Here is a 17,485-nt window from a genome sequence, read left to right on the forward strand (position 1 = left end):
AAAGGATTGAGTCAGCGCATCCACTTACGAGCTATGACTGCGACGATGAGCGCCATGAAGACGGCTCCGGTGAGGGCCTCGATTGCGCTCAAGGCTTTGAGCCAGCCAGTGGGGTGCATGTCACCGTAGCCGAGGGTGGTGAATGTGACGAGGGAGTAGTAGAGGGCGTTGAGGAGACCCGGGATTCCTTCTGAGGCGCCATTGGTGTAAATAGTTCCAATAGGAATTCCAAGTATCACTACATGAGAAAAATGGGATAATGCCTGATAAAGGATTGCATTTACAGTAATTACCCAGAAAGAGCTCAGGATAATCCGCCCCCAGCTAGTCCCATAGAGTGATATCCAGTCTGCTAATATTGCCTCTATTGCTGTTGAAATGTATACATAAATCAAAAACAGAATAGCTTCAAATTTTTGATAAGGCGTTTTTGAATTAGAATATTTTTCTTTTGCGCGATTTTTCAGGACTTTACGATAAGCACGACGTTCAAGAACGAACATTCTATCGGCTTCGTCGCGCTTGCCTTCTTTTTCGTAGCTGAGACGTTGAACGCGACGGGCTTCTATTTCTGCTTCGGGAAGTTTGAACCATTCACTTGGAAGGTCTATTTCTATCCCCATCCGAATATCTACATTGGAGAACTTCAGTCCTCCATAGAATTCAGTTTTTAATTCTTTTTGGTCACCTTTTGATATAACAAAATCAGGTCGAACTTTAAATGAACACCCTCTATTAAATGCAACAAAATCAAAACGGACGTCTCCCATAAACTTAGTCCCCCAAAAGAATGTCTCGCTACTGTTAAAAGTTGAAGAATCAAAAATAAGAGAGTTCTCAAAAATAGCTGAATGAAACGTAACAGAATTATGGAATTCAACCTCCCTAAATGTTGCTTCAGAGTAGAAAGTAGCCTCAGCAAACGACACAACTCCTTTGAATTTCACGGACCAAAAGTCTAATTTTGAATGAAACTTTGCATTCCAAAAAATTGCAGGGCTCTCGAAAATACTTTTCCAAAAATTCGTGTGACTATCCCTAGACTTTCCGAAAGAAGTATCTCTAAAATTGGCCTCTTTCATAAAACTCACGTTTACAAAACTAACTGAACTATGAAAAATTGCTTCCCGGAAATCAACATTTTCCTCAAAGGTAGTCCCCCAAAATACACTTTCTTCCTTAAATTCAGTGTATCTAAAATCAACCTCACCTCTAAATTGTGAACCGCTAAAGTCAACTCTCTTACAGAATACACACTCAGAAAATGACGATGATCCAAGCCCATTAAATATACAGTCAATAAACTCTGCATCTTTCTCAAATATAGTGCCAGAAAAAGAGACACTCCCCTCAAATTTAGCCTTTTCAAAACTAACTGATTTTTTGAAGATGACGTCTTCAAAAGATATCAACGGTGGGAACACAAAACCTTTCGCGTCTACTGGATCTTCAAAAACAAGCCTCTTTATCTTCTCTCCATCAACCTCGACCTCCTCAACCCTCGGTTTGAACCTCTCCAGAAACTTCCTGTAGAACTCTACAGCCTCTTCTTCACTCTTGTTCGGCTTGTGGAAGACGCAGTACTCCTGATCAGCTGTTTCGGGGTCGCAGTTCCCGAAGTGCGCCATCCTGCACATGGGTGCTCACTAATTGAGCTACGCTTTGAAGTTTTTATCCCTTTCGACGAACTCAAGGAACTCCGCTGGTGTTGAAATCAGAAACTCGTGCCCGTTCAGAACGAATTTTCTGCCCTCGTCCCTCAGCTTCAGCACGTGCTTCTTGTCGAGACTTATGAGAAAGTCAACCTTGGCTGAATATGCAACGTCAAAGAACTTGTTGTCGTCAGGATCAGGCGAAATATCAAAATGCTCGCTCGGCTCAACAAGAATTGATGAAGCCCTGAAAATCCTGTAAATCCAGAGGGCATATACCCTGCTCTCAAGGTATCTGAGAACCTTCTCGCTCGTCAGCTTGAAGCGGAGCTCTTCAAGTATCGGTTCGGAGGTGTAGGAGAGAACCTTCTTCCCGACAACTAAATCCATGACCTTCCCTGAGCTCCCGAAGGGGTTTATCGCGGCCGTTATGACGACGTTGGTGTCTAGGACGACCTTGAGCGCTTCCATTCCTCGTCCACTTCCTCAAGGAGCTTTTCGATTTCCTTCTCTGATGGAACCTTCCTCTCCCTCGCGAGGAGCTTGTAGGTCTCCCAGAGCTCTTCTGGAGACTCGTAGTGGAGCAGGAAAAACCTCACGGCTTCCTTGATGAGCTCGCTCCGGCTTGAGAACTCGCCGCTCTCCACGAGCTCATCAATTTCCTTCATTAGGCCCTGAGGAAATCGGATCGAAACTTTCTCGGTTGTGGACATTCAACCACCGTAGGACAATAGTCGGACAGAATATATAAACGTTATGAAGCAAAATTGAAAATAACCTCAAGGCTCCACTACCGTCCCGCTGTGCTTCCCCTTCACGACGTCGAAGAGGTGATACGCATCGCCCTTGCCGACGATATAGGTCTTTATCCTGCCGCGCTGGATGAATTTAGCGGCTAAAGCGTCGACGACGCCGCTCCCACCGGCCTTGCTCTCGCCCTCCATTGCTATCTCGACGAGCTGGTCGACGGTTATCCTGTCGAGCTTCTTCGCGTTCGGGTTCTTTTTGGGGTCAGAATCATAGACGCCGTCCACGTTGGTGATGACCACGAGCAAATCGGCCTGGAGGTATTCGGCAAGTAAAGCCGAGACTGCATCGGTGGTGTGGCCGGGGTGAGTTCCGCCCATTATAGGTATCTTCTTGAGCTGTATAACTTCCCAGGCCTTACGGAAGTCCTGGATGACGAAGGGATAAGCTTTTTCGCCGAGGGCAGCGATGAGGAGCATGGCGTTGGCCCGCGTTATGTGTATGCCGATGTAGTCCTTGAAGGTCTCGTTGGGCGTGAAGCTCTTTGCCGCCTTGATGTACTTTCTGGCAACTTTTCCGCCGCCGACTACCACTGCCACCTCGTGATCCTCGCTTATCTTGATGAGCTCGTAAGCTATTTTCCCGATAAAATCAACGTCCGGATCATCTGGCACAAGAACCGATCCGCCTATATCGAAGACTATCCTCATGATGACCCTCACGGTGCTAATCAGCAGGATTTATAACCTTTTTCTTGCCGGTGGGGTGTTAAACTCCGAAAACATTATCAACATTGGGAGCGAACCTATACCGGTGTGAAAGATGGAGATTACCGTGCGGGTGCGCATTCCTGAAGGAACCAACAGGAAGATAATCAGTGAACTTGCTGAAATCTTCACAAGGGCACAGGCTCTAAAATCTCTGGCGGGAGGAAGGAGGGAGATGAGGCGGGAAACGGCCTCATGGAGGGAGCTCCGTGAGTACCTTGAGGAGTACCGCGACCTTGGTGGACAGTAGCCTATTGCTGAACCTGATTTTTGAAACTGAGCTAACGGAGAGGGCCTTAAAGCTTATCTCACTCTTGGAGTATCCCGCTGTTTCTGAGACCGTCATTGATGAATGCGTTTATGTAACCCTGAGGAGAAACGCTTCGAAGCTCGGGGTTAAAAATATCCACGAGCTCAAACGGTTCCTAAAGACGGAGCAAGGAAGAGCCCTCCTTCAGAAATCAACGGAGAAAGTGCTGTCCTTCATCGCCAGCTATCAGATGGAGGTTGTTAAAGACCCGGATATATTCCTTACCCTTCCAAAAGCCTTGCCCTTTAGGGCGGGGATGCAGTGTTCTTGAGCCTGCCATTCAAATCACCGAAAGTCTTTTAAGTTGTGGAGTAGTAATGGACTCTGAAAGAGTCCTTTCAGGGATGGCTCCCTTAGAGGGCTTTCACTGTGTCCCCTGCAAAAGCAGGGGAAAACGCCGACAGGCGTCCTTTGAAAACCTGCCCTTTTGGGCAGTTGGAGTTTGGTTGTCTGAGACGATAACCCCAATCCGCTTTGCGGTAGGGGTAATGGGCCGAAGACCCGGCCTGCGGGCTGAGCTGAAAGGGGTGACCCGAGTAAGTGATGGGCCCGCAAACCGAACCGCCAACGGCGAGGGGTTGAACCCCTTCACGGCGGGGAGGAGGTCAGTCCATGACGCAAAGATAATCGGCTCCATGATTGAAAACGGAATAACAAAGCTCGCAACTCTTGATAAAGACTTCCAGGGAATCCCAATAATTGAGCTCCTCAAAACGGAAAAATAAAAAGCTCAACCTATCTGGAACGCCGAACTCCTCAGCTCGCCGCGCTCAAAGCGGTACGGGTCGTACCACTCCCAGTCGAGCGGAACCTTGGAACGGCCTTTCGATATCAGCCCGGCCATCGCCTCCCCAACCGCCGGCGCCATCATGAAGCCGTGCCCGCTGAAGCCTGCGGCAATGTAAAAGTTGTCGAGGAGCCTTCCGATGGCGGGATTGCTGTCCGGCGTCTTTGCGTAGAAGCCCGCCCACTGGCGGACAACGTGAGCGTAGCGGAGCGGCGGGGCGATTCTGACGGCATACTCCAGAACGCCGCGCAGGAAGTCGTAGGTCGGCTCGTAGTCGTCTAAGCCTTTAGCCTTGTGCTCTATCCCGGCACCGCAGATTATTCCGCCGTCCTCACCGTCCTGAATTATGTAGGCGTCGTTCCAGCTCGGCGGGCACACCAACGGTTCGGCCTGGCCGGGTTCGAGCGGCTCGGTCTTGACGAGCTGGTGCTTGTAGGCGGTGATGGGTATGATGTCTCTGCTGAGGCCGGCCATCTCGTTGATGAGGGGCGCCCATGCGTTGGCCGCGTTGAGGACGGCATCTACCCTAACGCTCTCGACCTTCCCGTTGCTCCTGAACCTCACGGCGGTTATGGCATCTCCCTCCTGCTCGAAGCCTATAACTTCCGTGTGCTCGCGCGCATCAACGCCGAGCTCCTTGGCCCGGAAGAGGTACGCAAAGAGCGTCTTGAAGGGGTTCGCCTTGCCGTCCTTTGGGTTCCATGCGCCTGCAAGGAAAGGCTCGGTGTTGAGGATGGGCACTATCTCCCTGGCCTCATCCATGCCGATGAGCCTGGTCGGAACGCCGAATCTGTTCTGGAGCCTTATGTTGGCCTTAAACGCTTCAACCTCCTCCTCGCTCGTGGCAAGGAACAGATAGCCGGTCTGCTTGAAGTTTATATCGAAGCCGAGCTCTTCCTCAAGCTTTTCCCAGCGCTCAACGGAGTACTTCATGAGCCTGATGTTGGCCTCATCGGTGAACTGGGCGCGGATTCCTGTGGCACAGCGGAAGGTCGAGCCGGAGCCGAAATAGTTCTTCTCGAAGAGGATTACCTCTTCCCCGAGCTTCGCCAGCTCGTGGGGGGGGGCGCCTCCTATTACCCCCCCGCCGATTACGGCGATTTTACTCATCGGCACCACCCACTATAACCTCTACGCGAACGGGCCGAATCGGAACCCTCGCCTTCGGAAGCGGTATCTCCTCCTGACTCCTTCCGGTCTTTCTGGCCAGTATGCCGAGGACTATGGGGACGCACGTCCTCCCCTGGCAGGGGCCCATCCCTATGCGGAGGAGCCGTTTCAGCTCCTCGATATCGGTGACGCCGGAATCTATGAGCGCCTCGACTTCCTCGACGGTGACGTCGTTACACCGGCAGACGATTTTCTTTCCCCCCATGCTACTCCCTCCTTTCCACCTTAACCGCCCTGACGTCCCAGGCCAGCTCTATCGGAACTTCCACGATGAGTATCGGCGTGTCTCCTTTGCTTTTCTCCCTCGGCACGACTGTGAGAACCTTTCCCCTTCCAACCGGCTCTCCAACGCGGTTGAGGAGAATGACCTCCTCGCCCTTCTCGGGAACCGGAAGGAGCTCGTGGGGCATAGTTATCCTCGCCCTGTCGCCGACGTAGTGCACCATGAAGAAAGCGAGACCTGGGCAGATCTGAACGCAGAGGGAGCAGCCAATGCACTTATCGTAATCGACTATCGGCAGGTCGTTCGGGGTGGGCATGCTTATCGCCCCGGTGGGGCATATCTCCCTGCACGGGGCGCAGGGTATCTCCTGCGGGCAATCCGGAATCGCAACCGGCCGTTTCCTCAGCCTCTCCTCGCTCGGCAGGGGGATGAACTTTTCAAGCTCCTCCGGCGTTATGTAGCCGTTTCTGAGGTAGGAGGGAATTTCACTCACTGGCGACACCTCCAATAAGGGCCTTCTTTATGCCCTCAAGCACGTGCCTGCCGAAGGGCCCGGAGCGGAACTCCAGGAGGTCTTTCTGGGCCTTTTCCATCTCTTTCAGCCAGCTTTCGTCTGCTATGCCCAGCCTCAGGGCGGCGGCGATTCCGGCTATCTTCCCTTCGAGCATCGCTGTGGTTGCTTCCTCTATCCCCGCAGAGTCCCCGGCGACGAATATTCCCCTGACGGTGGTCTCCATCCACTCGTCGCGAACTGCCACGTGGCCGCTGAGCTCTCTAACATACTTTATCTGACAGCCGGCCTGGTGGAGGAGCTCGATGCTGGGCCTCAGGCCTACGGCAAGGGCTATCACATCGACCTCGAAGGTCTTTTCAGTCCCCGGAATTGGCCTCCAGTTCTCGTCCAGCCGGGCAACGACTGCCCTCTCGACCTTATCCCTACCCTCGGCGCGCAGAATGGTGTGTCTCGTGAGTATCGGGACTCCAAGCCTTCTGACCTTGGCGGCATGGACGAAGTAGCCGCCTACCTTCGGCATGGCCTCGACTATCGCCTTCACCTCAACGCCGGCCTGGATGAGCTGGTACGCCAGTATAAGCCCCACGTTTCCGGCCCCAACGATTAGAACCTTGTCGCCAGGCTTCACACCGTAGGTGTTCATGAGGGTCTGAATGGCTCCGGCGCCGTAGATTCCCGGTAAATCGTTGTTCTCAAAGGGAATCATCTTCTCCATCGCGCCGGTTGCTACGATAACCGCCTTTCCGCGGAATTCAATCAGCTCGCGGTTGTTCCTGACAGCTAAAACGAGCTTTTCCCCACCTTCTTGGAAGATGCCTACGGCGGAGGTTTCAAGGAAGACCTCAACGTTCTCCCTCTTCCTGACCTCCTCCTCAAGGATTTTCGCTATCTCCACTCCCCTGACTCCCGCGAACTGCTCGCGCTTGCCGAAGAACTTGTGGGTCTGCTTGACGAGCTGGCCGCCGAGCATCGGGTTCTCGTCCAAAAGGACGACGCTCGCCCCGGCATCGGCCGCGTGGATTGCCGCCATTAACCCCGCCGGCCCACCGCCGATTATCACGATGTCCGCCCTTACGACTTTTGCCTCCTTGAACTCCGGGGGCTTTGCTTCCCCCGGCAGTCTGGCCTTTCCGTGCTGGGGCTCGATCCTCATTCCGTCCTCGACGAGGGTTATGCACGTTCTGACGTTGGGGATTCCGTTCACGACCATCAGACAGGAGGAGCACTTGCCTATCGCACAGAAGAGGCCCCGGGGGCGCTTTTCGTTGGCTGAATAGTTGAGAACCCTGATTCCAGCGGCGTGCAAGGCCGTTGCAATTGTTTCCCCCTCGTACGCCCTGATTGGCTGGCCTTTGAAATATATGGTAACCTCCCTGCCGCGCTCAAAACGCAGAACAGGATGCTCAGTTAAGCGCACGATGTATCACCCATGCACCTATTCGTTCATGAATTTATGAAAATTTTTCAATCCAATGGTGGGAAACCTTTGGTTATTGGAGGCCCTGCAACTTACCAAAGCTTTATATATCTGCCCAAGGATAAGTTAGCTGGCGGCGGGCTAGGCCGGGGGGTTCGGCGTCCCCTGCAACCGGAAACCGTCGATATGCCGGGGCCGAAGCCCGGGGGGCGGTTCCCAAAGCCGTCCCCGGAAGCCGGGGCACAACGGTGATCCCTCGTCCCACGGGGCCGGCGGTGGGAGGGGCGGAGCTGGAGGGCTCCGCTAACTCCCTTTGCCCGCCGAACCCCGTCAGGCCCGGAAGGGAGCAGCGGTAGGCGGGACGTTCGGCGCTCGTGGGGTAGCGGGGGTGAGCGAGCCCCGGTGGAAGGGGACGGTGGAGGGTTCCCACCCTCGGGCGCGCCCGCCGCCACTAACAGCGCTTCTATATTAGTGGTGTTCTGTATGCGTGGAAAATGCAAAACCTTAATAGTCCAGCGACATCTTTTGCCTTTGAGGTGTCAAGATGGCGAGCCTCGAAGTGGAGCTTTTCGGGATAAGGTTCGAGAACCCACTCATTCTTGCGTCCGGAATAAACGACAAGGTTCCCGAGCAGTGGATAAGGGCGCACGAGGAGGGCGCCGGGGGAGTTGTTACCAAATCAATAGGAATCGGGCCGAGGACAGGTTACGATAACCCAACCATTGTCGAACTCCCCTACGGGCTGATAAACGCGATGGGCCTGCCGAACCCCGGCTGGAAGGGCTTCCTTGAGATGGTCGAGGGCTACACCTTCGACTTCCCGCTGATCGTCTCGATTTTCGGAGGAACGCCGGATGAGTTCGCCTTTCTCGCCGAAAAACTGAGCGATGTGGCGGATGCCTTCGAGCTCAACCTCAGCTGTCCCCATGCGAAGGGCTACGGCATGGAGATAGGCCAGAGGCCGGAGAACGTCTATGAAGTCGTTAAGGCCGTTAAGGAGGCTACCGACAGGCCGGTAATCGCGAAGCTGACGCCGAACATAGGCGACATAACGAAACTCGGCTTGGCCGCTGAAAAGGCTGGCGCTGACGCCGTCTCGGCAATAAATACGCTGAAAGCCATCGCCATAGACGTCTACGCGAAAAGGCCAATCCTCAGCAACAGGGTCGGCGGCTACTCTGGTCCGGGGGTCAAGCCCGTTGCCTTGAGGGCGGTCTACGACCTCGCAAGGACACTTGAGATCCCCGTTATCGGAATAGGGGGCATAACCACGTGGCAGGATGCGGTCGAGTTTCTCCTCGCCGGAGCCTCCGCCCTGCAAATTGGAACGGCAGTCTCGCTCCGCGGGTGGAAGGTTTTCAGGGAGATAAATGAGGGAATAGCTAGATACCTCGAAAGCGAAGGCTTTTCGAGCGTGAGGGAGATAGTGGGGCTGGCGCTGGAGGAGTAAACATGAAGGAGTGGAAAACATTCTCGTTGGGCAGAGATTTGAGTCCTGAAGAAATAGAAAAAGCCGTAGAAGAGGCTCTTAATGAGGCCACGAGTGATATCGAACTTCCGGAAAACTTTAAGCCTTCAAAATTGGATTTGAGTTGGGGGAGAAAAATGAAGCGCGCTGTTGTATTGTTCTCGGGTGGATTGGACAGCACGGCCTGCCTCTACTGGGCGAAGAGGAACTACGACGAGGTCATCATGCTGGTGATAAACTACGGAAGCAACGAGGAGCGCGTTACGAACAAAGTTGCCGAGTTCTTCTCGAAGGAGCTGGACGTTCCGCTGAAGATAATCCGTCTCGACTTCCTTGAGGAGTTCTCCAAGCTCCGCGGGACGACCCTCGTTGGAGGCGAGACGCCAAGGGTCACAGCACAGGAGCTTGAGGACATGAACGTTGCACAGGAAACGGCAAAAAGCGTCTGGGTTCCAGCAAGGAACGTCGTGCTGATAAGCGTCGCCGCTTCGCTCCTCGATGCGCTCGGAGGCGGGGACATAATAGTCGGCTTCAACGCTGAAGAGGGAGCAACGTTCCCGGACAACACGCCCGAGTTCGTGGAGAGGATGAACGAGATGCTGAGATACGGAACGATGGCAGAGGTCAACGTGGTCGCTCCACTCATAGACCTCGACAAGAAGGGGATAGCGAGGCTTTTGAAGGAGCTTGGCGCCAAATACGAGTACTCAAACTCCTGCTACATGCCAAAGGGCTTTACGGAGGATGGCAAGCCAATACACTGCGGCGAGTGTGAGAGCTGCGTCAGGAGACACCGCGGGCTTATGGAGGCCCTCGGCGAGGACAGGACGGTCTACGCGGTCGAACCGAAGATATAGCACCTCCTCACAGATTCCCTTCCCCGGGTGGGTCTGCTTTCGGCCCACCGCAAGATTTATAAATTCGCCCTCTACCCTATCCATTGGGCGTGGGGCGGTAGCTCAGCCTGGGAGAGCGCCGGACTGAAGATCCGGGTGTCGGGGGTTCAAATCCCCCTCGCCCCACCACTTCTCGCGTGCGGTGGTAGTCTAGCCTGGTCTAGGACACCGGCCTTCCAAGCCGGTGACCCGGGTTCAAATCCCGGCCACCGCACCACTTTCTGCTTCTCGAACTCCTGCCAGATGCCCTACTCCAGCTGCCCATATCTGTCCACTAAACGTTATAAAGACCCACGTTTTACTTCGTCTTTAGGTGGTTTATGTTGGAGAAAGACGCTCACAAGTTCGAGCTTAACGGCGCTTTCGTTCTGATTCCCAAAAAGCCTGATCTGAGGTATCTCTACATCGAAATAACCAACCGATGCAATCTCCGCTGTGAGATGTGCTTCAAGCAGTACTGGGAAGACCCAGAGGGTGATATGGACTGGGAGCTCTTCCTGAAAATCCTCGACGATGCGGAGGAGCTTCTGAACCTGGAGATGATATACTTCGGGGGAATCGGAGAGCCGACGGTTCACCCGAGGTTCATGGAAATGGTAAGGGAAGTCAAGAGGCGTGGTTTTGCTCTCGGAATAAGCACCAACGGGTTCCTTCTGACGGATGAGAGAATAAGGGAGCTTGTGGAGCTCGGCGTCGACCTCATGTACTTCTCGGTCGATTCGGTTCCAACCCAGCCGGTCGATATCGGCCACATAAAGCCGGACTATACGGGGTCAAGGATACGGAAGATACAGGAGGTAAAAAAGGAACTCGGCAGGGACGTGCCTCACATAGGTGTGGAAGTCGTTGTCACGAAGGAAAACTACAGCGAGCTGGTTGATGTCGCACACTACGTAGGCTCTCTCGGTGCCGACACGCTTCTTATCTCAAACCTCCTGCCAATAACCAAAGAGCACGCCAAAATGATAGTCTACGACGGTTCCGTGGATATGACGCCGATCGTGAACAAACTCCAGTCGATATACCACGGCTACCTCCACAGGATAGCGGAGTTCTCCCTGAGAACAGAGAGGCACTGCAAGTTCATAGAGAAGAAAGTTGCGGTGATCAGGTGGGACGGGGAAGTTGCACCCTGCTACCGCTTCCTCCACACGTACCCCGAGATAGTCTTCGGCAGGGAAAAGAAGGTTCACGCTTACTCCTTCGGCAACGTTAGAGAGAAAAGCCTGGCGCAGATATGGACGAGCAGAGATTATTCATGGTTCCGCTTTACTGTTCAGAACGCCCTGTACCCAAGCTGCACCGACTGTCCGCTGAACGAATCGTGTTCCTTCGTACAGGACACTGAATCGGACTGCTGGGGGAACACTCCAAGCTGTGCGGACTGCCTCTGGGCGAGGCGCATAGTGCTCTGCCCGATACCGGAGAAGGGCATGAAAGGATTTTGGTGAATTTAAATTCATATCTTTTGTTAAGGTTAATGTGTTTATATCGACCGCGAATTTTTAAGTTCGAAAATGACCGCATCTACGTTTGTTAAACTAATGTGCTTATCATAACATCAATGTTTCGTTTTTTTGCTTTCGTCAAATTTATTAGCATCAATGTACAAAAATGATTCCGAAAACTACTGGAGGCATCGAAACATGTTCGCGTATTGGGGGAGGATTTTAAGGGTTAACCTTAGCACAGGCAAGATAAGCGAAGAGAAGTTCGATGAGGACTTCGCCAAGAAGTGGCTGGGAACCAGGGGATTTGGTATCTATTATCTCCTGAAGGAGATGGACGCAACCGTTGACCCCTTCAGCCCGGAGAACAAGCTGATATTCGCCCCCGGCCCACTGACCGGAACAACCGCCCCTACCGGCGGCAGATACATGGTGATCACCAAGAGCCCGCTGACGGGCTATATCGCGATGGCCAACTCGGGCGGTTTCTTCGGTGCAGAGCTGAAGTTCGCAGGCTGGGACGCCATAGTGGTTGAGGGCAAAGCGGATCATCCAGTTTACCTCTACATCAACGACGACCAGGTCGAGATAAGGGACGCGGGCCACATATGGGGTAAGGTCGTCAGTGAGACGGAGGAGACCCTCAAGGAAGAAGTCGGAGACAGCAAGGTTCACATAGCCTCCATCGGTCCGGCGGGAGAGAACCTTTCGAGAATAGCCGCGGTCATGAACGACGAGCACCGCGCCGCTGGAAGGGGCGGCGTTGGAGCGGTCATGGGGAGCAAGAAGCTCAAAGCCATAGTTGTTAGGGGCCACAAGCGCGTTGAAGTCGCTGACAGGGCAAAGTTCACCTCCGTTGTTAAGGAGAAGATTGAAAAGCTCAAGAACGATCCCGTCGCGGGAGGCGGACTTCCCAAGTTCGGTACGGCCGTTCTCGTCAACATAATCAACCAGAACGGCCTGTATCCAACCAGGAACTTCCAGGACAGCCAGTTTGAGTACGCGGAGGAGCAGAGCGGTGAGGCAATGGCCGCGAAGTACCTGATAAGGAACAAGCCGTGCTATGCCTGTCCGATTGGCTGTGGAAGGGTAAACAAGCTCCCGACCCTTGGAGTCACTGAAGGACCGGAGTACGAGAGCACGTGGGCTTTAGGTGCCCACCTCGGTATAAACGACCTGGCCAGCATCATAGAGGCCAATCACCTCGCGGACGAGTACGGATTCGACACCATAAGCCTCGGTGGAACTTTGGCTACTGCCATGGAGCTCTACGAGAAGGGCCTGCTGAAGCAGGAAGACCTCGGCGAAGATGCTCCTCCGTTCAGATGGGGCAACACTGAGGTTCTCCACTACTACATCGAGAAGATGGCCTACAGGAAGGGCTTTGGAGACGTTCTCGCCGAAGGTGGCTACCGCCTGGCCGAGAGGTACAACGGCGTCGAATACTTTATGGGCGTCAAGAAACAGGAGCTCCCGGCATATGACCCGAGGGGAGCTGAGGGCCACGGCCTCGGTTACGCCACCAACAACCGTGGCGGCTGTCACATCAAGCAGTACATGATAAGTCCGGAGATACTCGGTTATCCGTACAAGATGGATCCGCACGATATCAGCGACGAGAAGGTCAAGATGGTCATACTCTTCCAGGATCTTACGGCTCTAATTGACGCCGCTGGACTCTGTGTCTTCACGACCTTCGGTCTTGGAGCCGATGACTACCGCGACATGCTCAACGCGGCCATTGGATGGGATTTAACCACCGAAGAGTACCTCAAGATAGGAGAAAGGATATGGAACGCTGAGAGGCTCTTCAGCCTCCGCGCCGGACTCGACCCACTCAAAGAAGACACACTTCCTAAGAGACTCCTGGAAGAGCCTGTCAGGCAGGGCCCCAACAAGGGACACGTTGTCCGGCTGAAGGAGATGCTCCCGCGCTACTACTCTCTCAGAGGCTGGACTGAGGACGGGAGGATCCCAGAGGAGAAGCTGGGGGAGCTTGACTTAAGGGAGTTCTAACTCCTTTACCCTTCGTTACATTTTTTCCATTATACTTGACGACCGGAGCGTACACTTATTGTTCCCCCTGGCATTTCTCAGATAACCGCATCACCAGGAACTACACCACTTGTCATGATTTTTGGTGCAAAAAACTATTATTATTGTCTCATAAAGATGTACATTGTTACAGTGTACATCAATGAAAGAAATACCGTTGCGTAAAGTTTTTAACGTATCGAACATCAATACCCCGATGTCCCGATATGGGACGTGCTGCACAGGAGGGTACTACAATGAAGAGATTGGGTGTAGTAGTGTTGGTACTGGTGCTCGTGGGCCTTTTAGCTGGGACAGCCACTGCGGCACCTGTAAAATCCGCCCCCAGGAACACAAGCATCCAGCAGAAGAACTACGGATTGCTGACGCCGGGGCTGTTTAAGAAAGTCCAGGGCATGAACTGGAACCAGGAAATCAGCACGGTTATAATGTTCGGAAGCTACCAGGACAGGGACAAGGCCCTGAGGATACTGAAGACCATGGGCGCTCAGGTCAAATACTCTTACAAGATAATCCCCGCAGTTGCCGTTAAAATAAAAGTTAGGGACCTTCTGCTGATTGCAGGTATGATCGACACCGGCTTCTTCGGCAACACCAGGGTCTCCGGAATCAAGTTCATCCAGGAGGACTACAAGGTTCAGGTTTCCGATGCTACTTCTGTCTCCCAGATAGGGGCTGACACCGTCTGGAACTCCCTCGGCTATGACGGAACGGGAATAGTTGTTGCGGTGGTTGATACCGGTATAGACGCGAACCACCCCGACCTCCAGGGTAAGGTCATTGGATGGTACGACGCCGTTAACGGCAAGACAACACCCTACGATGACCAGGGACACGGAACCCACGTTGCAGGCATAGTTGCCGGGACCGGTGCTGTCAACTCGCAGTACATCGGTGTCGCTCCCGGGGCTAAGCTCGTCGGTGTTAAAGTTCTCGACTCCACTGGTTCCGGAAGCATCTCCACAATTATCGCAGGCGTTGACTGGGTCGTCCAGAACAAGGACAAGTACGGAATAAAGGTCATCAACCTCTCCCTCGGCTCAAGCCAGAGCTCCGACGGAACCGACTCCCTCAGCCAGGCGGTGAACAACGCCTGGGCGGCTGGATTGGTCGTCTGTGTTGCAGCAGGAAACAGCGGGCCGAACACCTACACCGTCGGCTCCCCCGCTGCCGCAAGCAAGGTCATAACCGTTGGAGCCGTCGACAGCACCGACACCATAGCCAGCTTCTCCAGCAGGGGGCCGACCGCCGACGGAAGGCTCAAGCCGGAAGTCGTTGCCCCGGGTGTTGACATCATCGCCCCGAGGGCCAGCGGAACCAGCATGGGCACCCCGATAGACAACTACTACACCAAGGCCTCAGGAACCAGCATGGCCACCCCGCACGTTGCCGGTGTTGCCGCACTCATCCTCCAGGCCCACCCGACCTGGACTCCGGACAAGATAAAGACCGCCCTCATCGAGACGGCCGACATAGTCGCCCCGACCGAGATAGCGGACATCGCCTACGGTGCCGGTAGGGTCAACGTCTACAAGGCCATAAACTACGACAACTACGCCAAGCTCGTCTTCACAGGCTCAGTTGCGGACAAGGGTAGCGCCACCCACTCCTTCGACATCAGCGGTGCCACCTTTGTCACGGCTACCCTCTACTGGGACAACAGCGCCAGCGACATAGACCTCTACCTCTACGACCCGAACGGAAACCAGGTCGACTACTCCTACACCCAGTACTACGGCTTCGAAAAGGTCGGCTACTACAACCCGGCTGCGGGAACCTGGACGGTCAAGGTCGTCAGCTACAGCGGCGCTGCCAACTACCAGGTTGACGTCGTCAGCGATGGAACCCTCAGCCAGTCCACCGGAACCACGCCAGCTCCGAGCCCGACCCCAACGCCGACCACCGACAGCCAGACCTTCACCGGTTCCGTCCACGACTTCTGGGACACACGCGACAGCTTCACCATGACCGTCAACAGCGGCGCCACCAAGATAACCGGTGACCTGACCTTTGACACCAGCCTCCACGATCTCGACCTCTACCTCTACGATCCCAACGGAAACCTCGTGGACCGGTCCACAACAAGCACCAGCGTTGAGCACGTTGAGGCTCTTAATCCAGTTGCAGGCGCATGGAAGTTCACTGTCTACGCATACAACACATTTGGCTGGGCCAGCTACCAGCTTAAGGTAGTCGTCTACTACGGCTGAAGGTTTTTAACACCCCTTTTCTTTTCCCTTTGAGGTGGTCGGAATGAAGCGGATTCTTGGGGTAGCCCTTGTCCTCATGATCATCGGATTATCCCTTCCGCAGGGGAGCGCTAAAATCGAGCCTTACGTTTACAAACCAACCGTTCCCGAAACCGCCTTTGCGGTTCTTGCCCTTTACCAAACCGGGGACTATGGTAGGGTTCTCGAAGGATGCGAATGGCTCCTCACCATGAGGACGCCCTTTGATTCATGGGGGATTGCCTACGGGGAAGAGCACATGGCAAAGTACACGGCAATGGCGATGCTCGCCCTTATGCGCGGTGAAAACATCGCCCGCGGGCGTTACCACGATGTCCTGAACAGCGCCGCCTACTGGCTGATATACAAGCAGAACCCCGACGGATCATGGGAGGACTACACCGGGACAGCGCTCGCTTTAATCGCCCTCAGGGAATTTCTGAACGGATACATCAACGAAAACCTCACCGGCTTCGAAAAGCAGGTGAAAGAGGCCATAAACCGGGCCGAAGGCTGGCTGATGGGGGCCGAACCGAAGACCGATACAGAGCGGATATTTGGCTACCTGGCCCTCGGGAGGAAGGAGGAGCTCGAAAAGATGGACTTCAGAGGCGACCTGAAAGCCTACCGCGCCTTTGCCCTCGCGTATCTCGGAGAAAAGGTTGATCTCCATGATGATTTTGAGTCCACCGTGGCCATAGCCATGGCACTCTATGCGACGGGAGATGAGAAATACAGGCAAGAACTGCTCGAAAAGGAACACTTCGGGTTCTGGGGCGTTCTCCACTACCGAGTCCTCGACCTGCTGAGCGCTTCCAAGGTGGGGGGCTTTGAAGACCTCAGAAGCATCGCGTGTCCGTATCTCGGGAAGATAACCCCCGGTGACGACTGGGAGAGGGTAATCCTGGCCGACTACTATCTGCTCTGCAACCTGACCCCCGAACTCCCCTCAAACTATTCGGGGCTGTTCCCGTGGCAAATTGCCGAAATTGCCCGGATAAAAGCCACCCTCGGCCAAAACTACTCGAACGAGGTGGAGTATCTTCTAAGCACTGCCAAAAACGGTGTCTGGAGGGACTTCTACAACACCGAGTACGTGGTATGGGTGCTCAGGGGGCTGAACGTCAGCCACGACTACGATGCCTCCCTCGGCTATCTCTCCAGCAACTTCACATGGATGCTCAAAACGAAGGACCCAAAAACCGGAAACCCCGTTTACTACAACGTCCCCACCTACTACTTCGCCTACGCCCTTATAGTCTTCAGGGAGTTCGGCATGGAGAAGGAGCTCAACGAAACCCTGAACCTGCTCGCTGAGAGGCAGTATCCCAACGGCGCCTTCCCGTACACCCAGGGTTCAGTGGCCGGACTGACATCGACGGCAAAGGTTCTCTGGGCGCTCCAGGAGGCAGGACTCACGAACACCGGCACCTACACCCGGGGCGTTTCGTTCCTCAGGGAGATACTCTACGCGGATATACCCGCGCCTGGGACGGAAGACGGAACCGTTAGGCTGACCAACGCCACGTTCCTGCTCGTGAGGGATGGTTCCTACATCGGCAACTCAACAGACACCGCTGAAACCACCGGATTGGACGGCTACGTGGTGGTATACCCGTCGCAAAACCCACTGGTGATAGAGGCCCACGCCGTGAAGGGATTCAGGGCAATGGAAGAGGCAGAGGGGAACGGGAGAACCGCATACTTGTACATCGGCGCTGGTGCCGCCCTGATAGTCATGGCGGTGCTCATCGCGAGAAGAAAGAAACGCAAGGAAAAGGGGAAGAGGAGATAGGCATAGCC

General features: G+C 54.3%; 17 protein-coding genes, 2 tRNA genes and 1 other RNA gene. 12 read left to right on the forward strand and 8 right to left on the reverse strand.

The features are described from left to right. Positions 1-11: 11 nt before the first annotated feature. From A3L14_RS09835 to pyrH, 4 genes are all read right to left on the reverse strand, one after another. Positions 12-1,637: a potassium channel family protein gene (locus A3L14_RS09835; RefSeq protein WP_055428934.1), complete on the reverse strand. Its 1,626-nt coding sequence runs from the start codon at positions 1,635-1,637 to the stop codon at positions 12-14. Between the two features lie 18 nt (positions 1,638-1,655). Beyond that, positions 1,656-2,123, reverse strand: a complete 468-nt coding sequence (locus tag A3L14_RS09840) for a putative toxin-antitoxin system toxin component, PIN family (protein ID WP_055428935.1) — start codon at positions 2,121-2,123, stop codon at positions 1,656-1,658. Further along, on the reverse strand, positions 2,099-2,365 hold the full coding sequence (locus tag A3L14_RS09845; RefSeq protein WP_055428936.1) for a ribbon-helix-helix domain-containing protein: 267 nt from the start codon (positions 2,363-2,365) through the stop codon (positions 2,099-2,101). Before A3L14_RS09845 ends, A3L14_RS09840 begins: the two co-directional genes overlap by 25 nt. A 66-nt stretch (positions 2,366-2,431) precedes the next feature. Further along, positions 2,432-3,109, reverse strand: coding sequence for a UMP kinase (gene pyrH / locus A3L14_RS09850; RefSeq protein WP_055428940.1), 678 nt, complete (start codon positions 3,107-3,109; stop codon positions 2,432-2,434). Positions 3,110-3,221: 112 nt separating this feature from the next. Between pyrH and A3L14_RS09855 the strand changes: the two genes are divergently transcribed. From A3L14_RS09855 to A3L14_RS11745, 3 genes are read left to right on the forward strand one after another with little or no spacing between them, the layout of a single operon-like run. Then, positions 3,222-3,416, forward strand: coding sequence for a hypothetical protein (locus A3L14_RS09855; RefSeq protein WP_055428937.1), 195 nt, complete (start codon positions 3,222-3,224; stop codon positions 3,414-3,416). A gap of 4 nt (positions 3,417-3,420) precedes the next feature. Further along, positions 3,421-3,747 carry a hypothetical protein gene (locus tag A3L14_RS09860; protein WP_055428938.1) on the forward strand — a complete coding sequence of 109 codons (327 nt, stop codon included), beginning with the start codon at positions 3,421-3,423 and terminating at the stop codon, positions 3,745-3,747. A 46-nt stretch (positions 3,748-3,793) separates the two neighbouring features. After that, positions 3,794-4,201: a PIN domain-containing protein gene (locus A3L14_RS11745; protein WP_143597828.1), complete on the forward strand. Its 408-nt coding sequence runs from the start codon at positions 3,794-3,796 to the stop codon at positions 4,199-4,201. Between the two features lie 5 nt (positions 4,202-4,206). Here A3L14_RS11745 and A3L14_RS09865 read toward each other — a convergent pair whose 3' ends face one another. The 4 genes from A3L14_RS09865 to A3L14_RS09880 are packed head-to-tail and all read right to left on the reverse strand — an operon-like array spanning position 4,207 to position 7,587. Continuing rightward, the gene (locus A3L14_RS09865) at positions 4,207-5,373 is read right to left on the reverse strand and encodes an NAD(P)/FAD-dependent oxidoreductase (protein WP_088886133.1); all 1,167 of its coding nucleotides are present in this window, start codon (positions 5,371-5,373) and stop codon (positions 4,207-4,209) included. Beyond that, positions 5,366-5,638, reverse strand: a complete 273-nt coding sequence (locus A3L14_RS09870; protein WP_074631508.1) for a (2Fe-2S)-binding protein — start codon at positions 5,636-5,638, stop codon at positions 5,366-5,368. The genes A3L14_RS09865 and A3L14_RS09870 overlap by 8 nt, the downstream gene beginning before the upstream one ends. Position 5,639: 1 nt before the next feature. Next, entirely contained in the window at positions 5,640-6,149 is a 510-nt protein-coding gene (locus A3L14_RS09875; RefSeq protein WP_074631509.1) for a 4Fe-4S dicluster domain-containing protein, read from the reverse strand. Next, positions 6,142-7,587 carry an FAD-dependent oxidoreductase gene (locus A3L14_RS09880; protein ID WP_074631511.1) on the reverse strand — a complete coding sequence of 482 codons (1,446 nt, stop codon included), beginning with the start codon at positions 7,585-7,587 and terminating at the stop codon, positions 6,142-6,144. The genes A3L14_RS09875 and A3L14_RS09880 overlap by 8 nt, the downstream gene beginning before the upstream one ends. 134 nt (positions 7,588-7,721) lie before the next feature. Between A3L14_RS09880 and ffs the strand changes: the two genes are divergently transcribed. From ffs to A3L14_RS09925, 9 genes are all read left to right on the forward strand, one after another. After that, an RNA gene (ffs, locus tag A3L14_RS09885) (signal recognition particle sRNA) lies at positions 7,722-8,035 on the forward strand. Positions 8,036-8,131: 96 nt separating this feature from the next. Continuing rightward, positions 8,132-9,037, forward strand: coding sequence for a dihydroorotate dehydrogenase (locus tag A3L14_RS09890; protein ID WP_055430296.1), 906 nt, complete (start codon positions 8,132-8,134; stop codon positions 9,035-9,037). Positions 9,038-9,192: 155 nt separating this feature from the next. Beyond that, positions 9,193-9,912, forward strand: coding sequence for a 7-cyano-7-deazaguanine synthase QueC (gene queC / locus A3L14_RS09895; protein WP_055430312.1), 720 nt, complete (start codon positions 9,193-9,195; stop codon positions 9,910-9,912). Positions 9,913-10,003: 91 nt separating this feature from the next. Next, a tRNA-Phe gene (locus tag A3L14_RS09900) sits at positions 10,004-10,080 on the forward strand. Positions 10,081-10,090: 10 nt separating this feature from the next. Continuing rightward, a tRNA-Gly gene (locus tag A3L14_RS09905) sits at positions 10,091-10,168 on the forward strand. 103 nt (positions 10,169-10,271) lie between these two features. After that, positions 10,272-11,402 carry a tungsten cofactor oxidoreductase radical SAM maturase gene (locus A3L14_RS09910; RefSeq protein ID WP_055430297.1) on the forward strand — a complete coding sequence of 377 codons (1,131 nt, stop codon included), beginning with the start codon at positions 10,272-10,274 and terminating at the stop codon, positions 11,400-11,402. A gap of 195 nt (positions 11,403-11,597) precedes the next feature. Next, on the forward strand, positions 11,598-13,415 hold the full coding sequence (locus A3L14_RS09915) for an aldehyde ferredoxin oxidoreductase family protein (RefSeq protein ID WP_088886134.1): 1,818 nt from the start codon (positions 11,598-11,600) through the stop codon (positions 13,413-13,415). 275 nt (positions 13,416-13,690) lie between these two features. After that, positions 13,691-15,664 (forward strand): S8 family serine peptidase, encoded by a 1,974-nt coding sequence (locus A3L14_RS09920; protein WP_055430299.1) that lies wholly within the window; start codon positions 13,691-13,693, stop codon positions 15,662-15,664. A 43-nt stretch (positions 15,665-15,707) separates the two neighbouring features. Beyond that, entirely contained in the window at positions 15,708-17,477 is a 1,770-nt protein-coding gene (locus A3L14_RS09925) for a prenyltransferase/squalene oxidase repeat-containing protein (protein WP_055430300.1), read from the forward strand. Positions 17,478-17,485 lie beyond the last annotated feature (8 nt).

The organism is Thermococcus thioreducens (assembly GCF_002214545.1).
GTDB lineage: Archaea > Methanobacteriota_B > Thermococci > Thermococcales > Thermococcaceae > Thermococcus > Thermococcus thioreducens.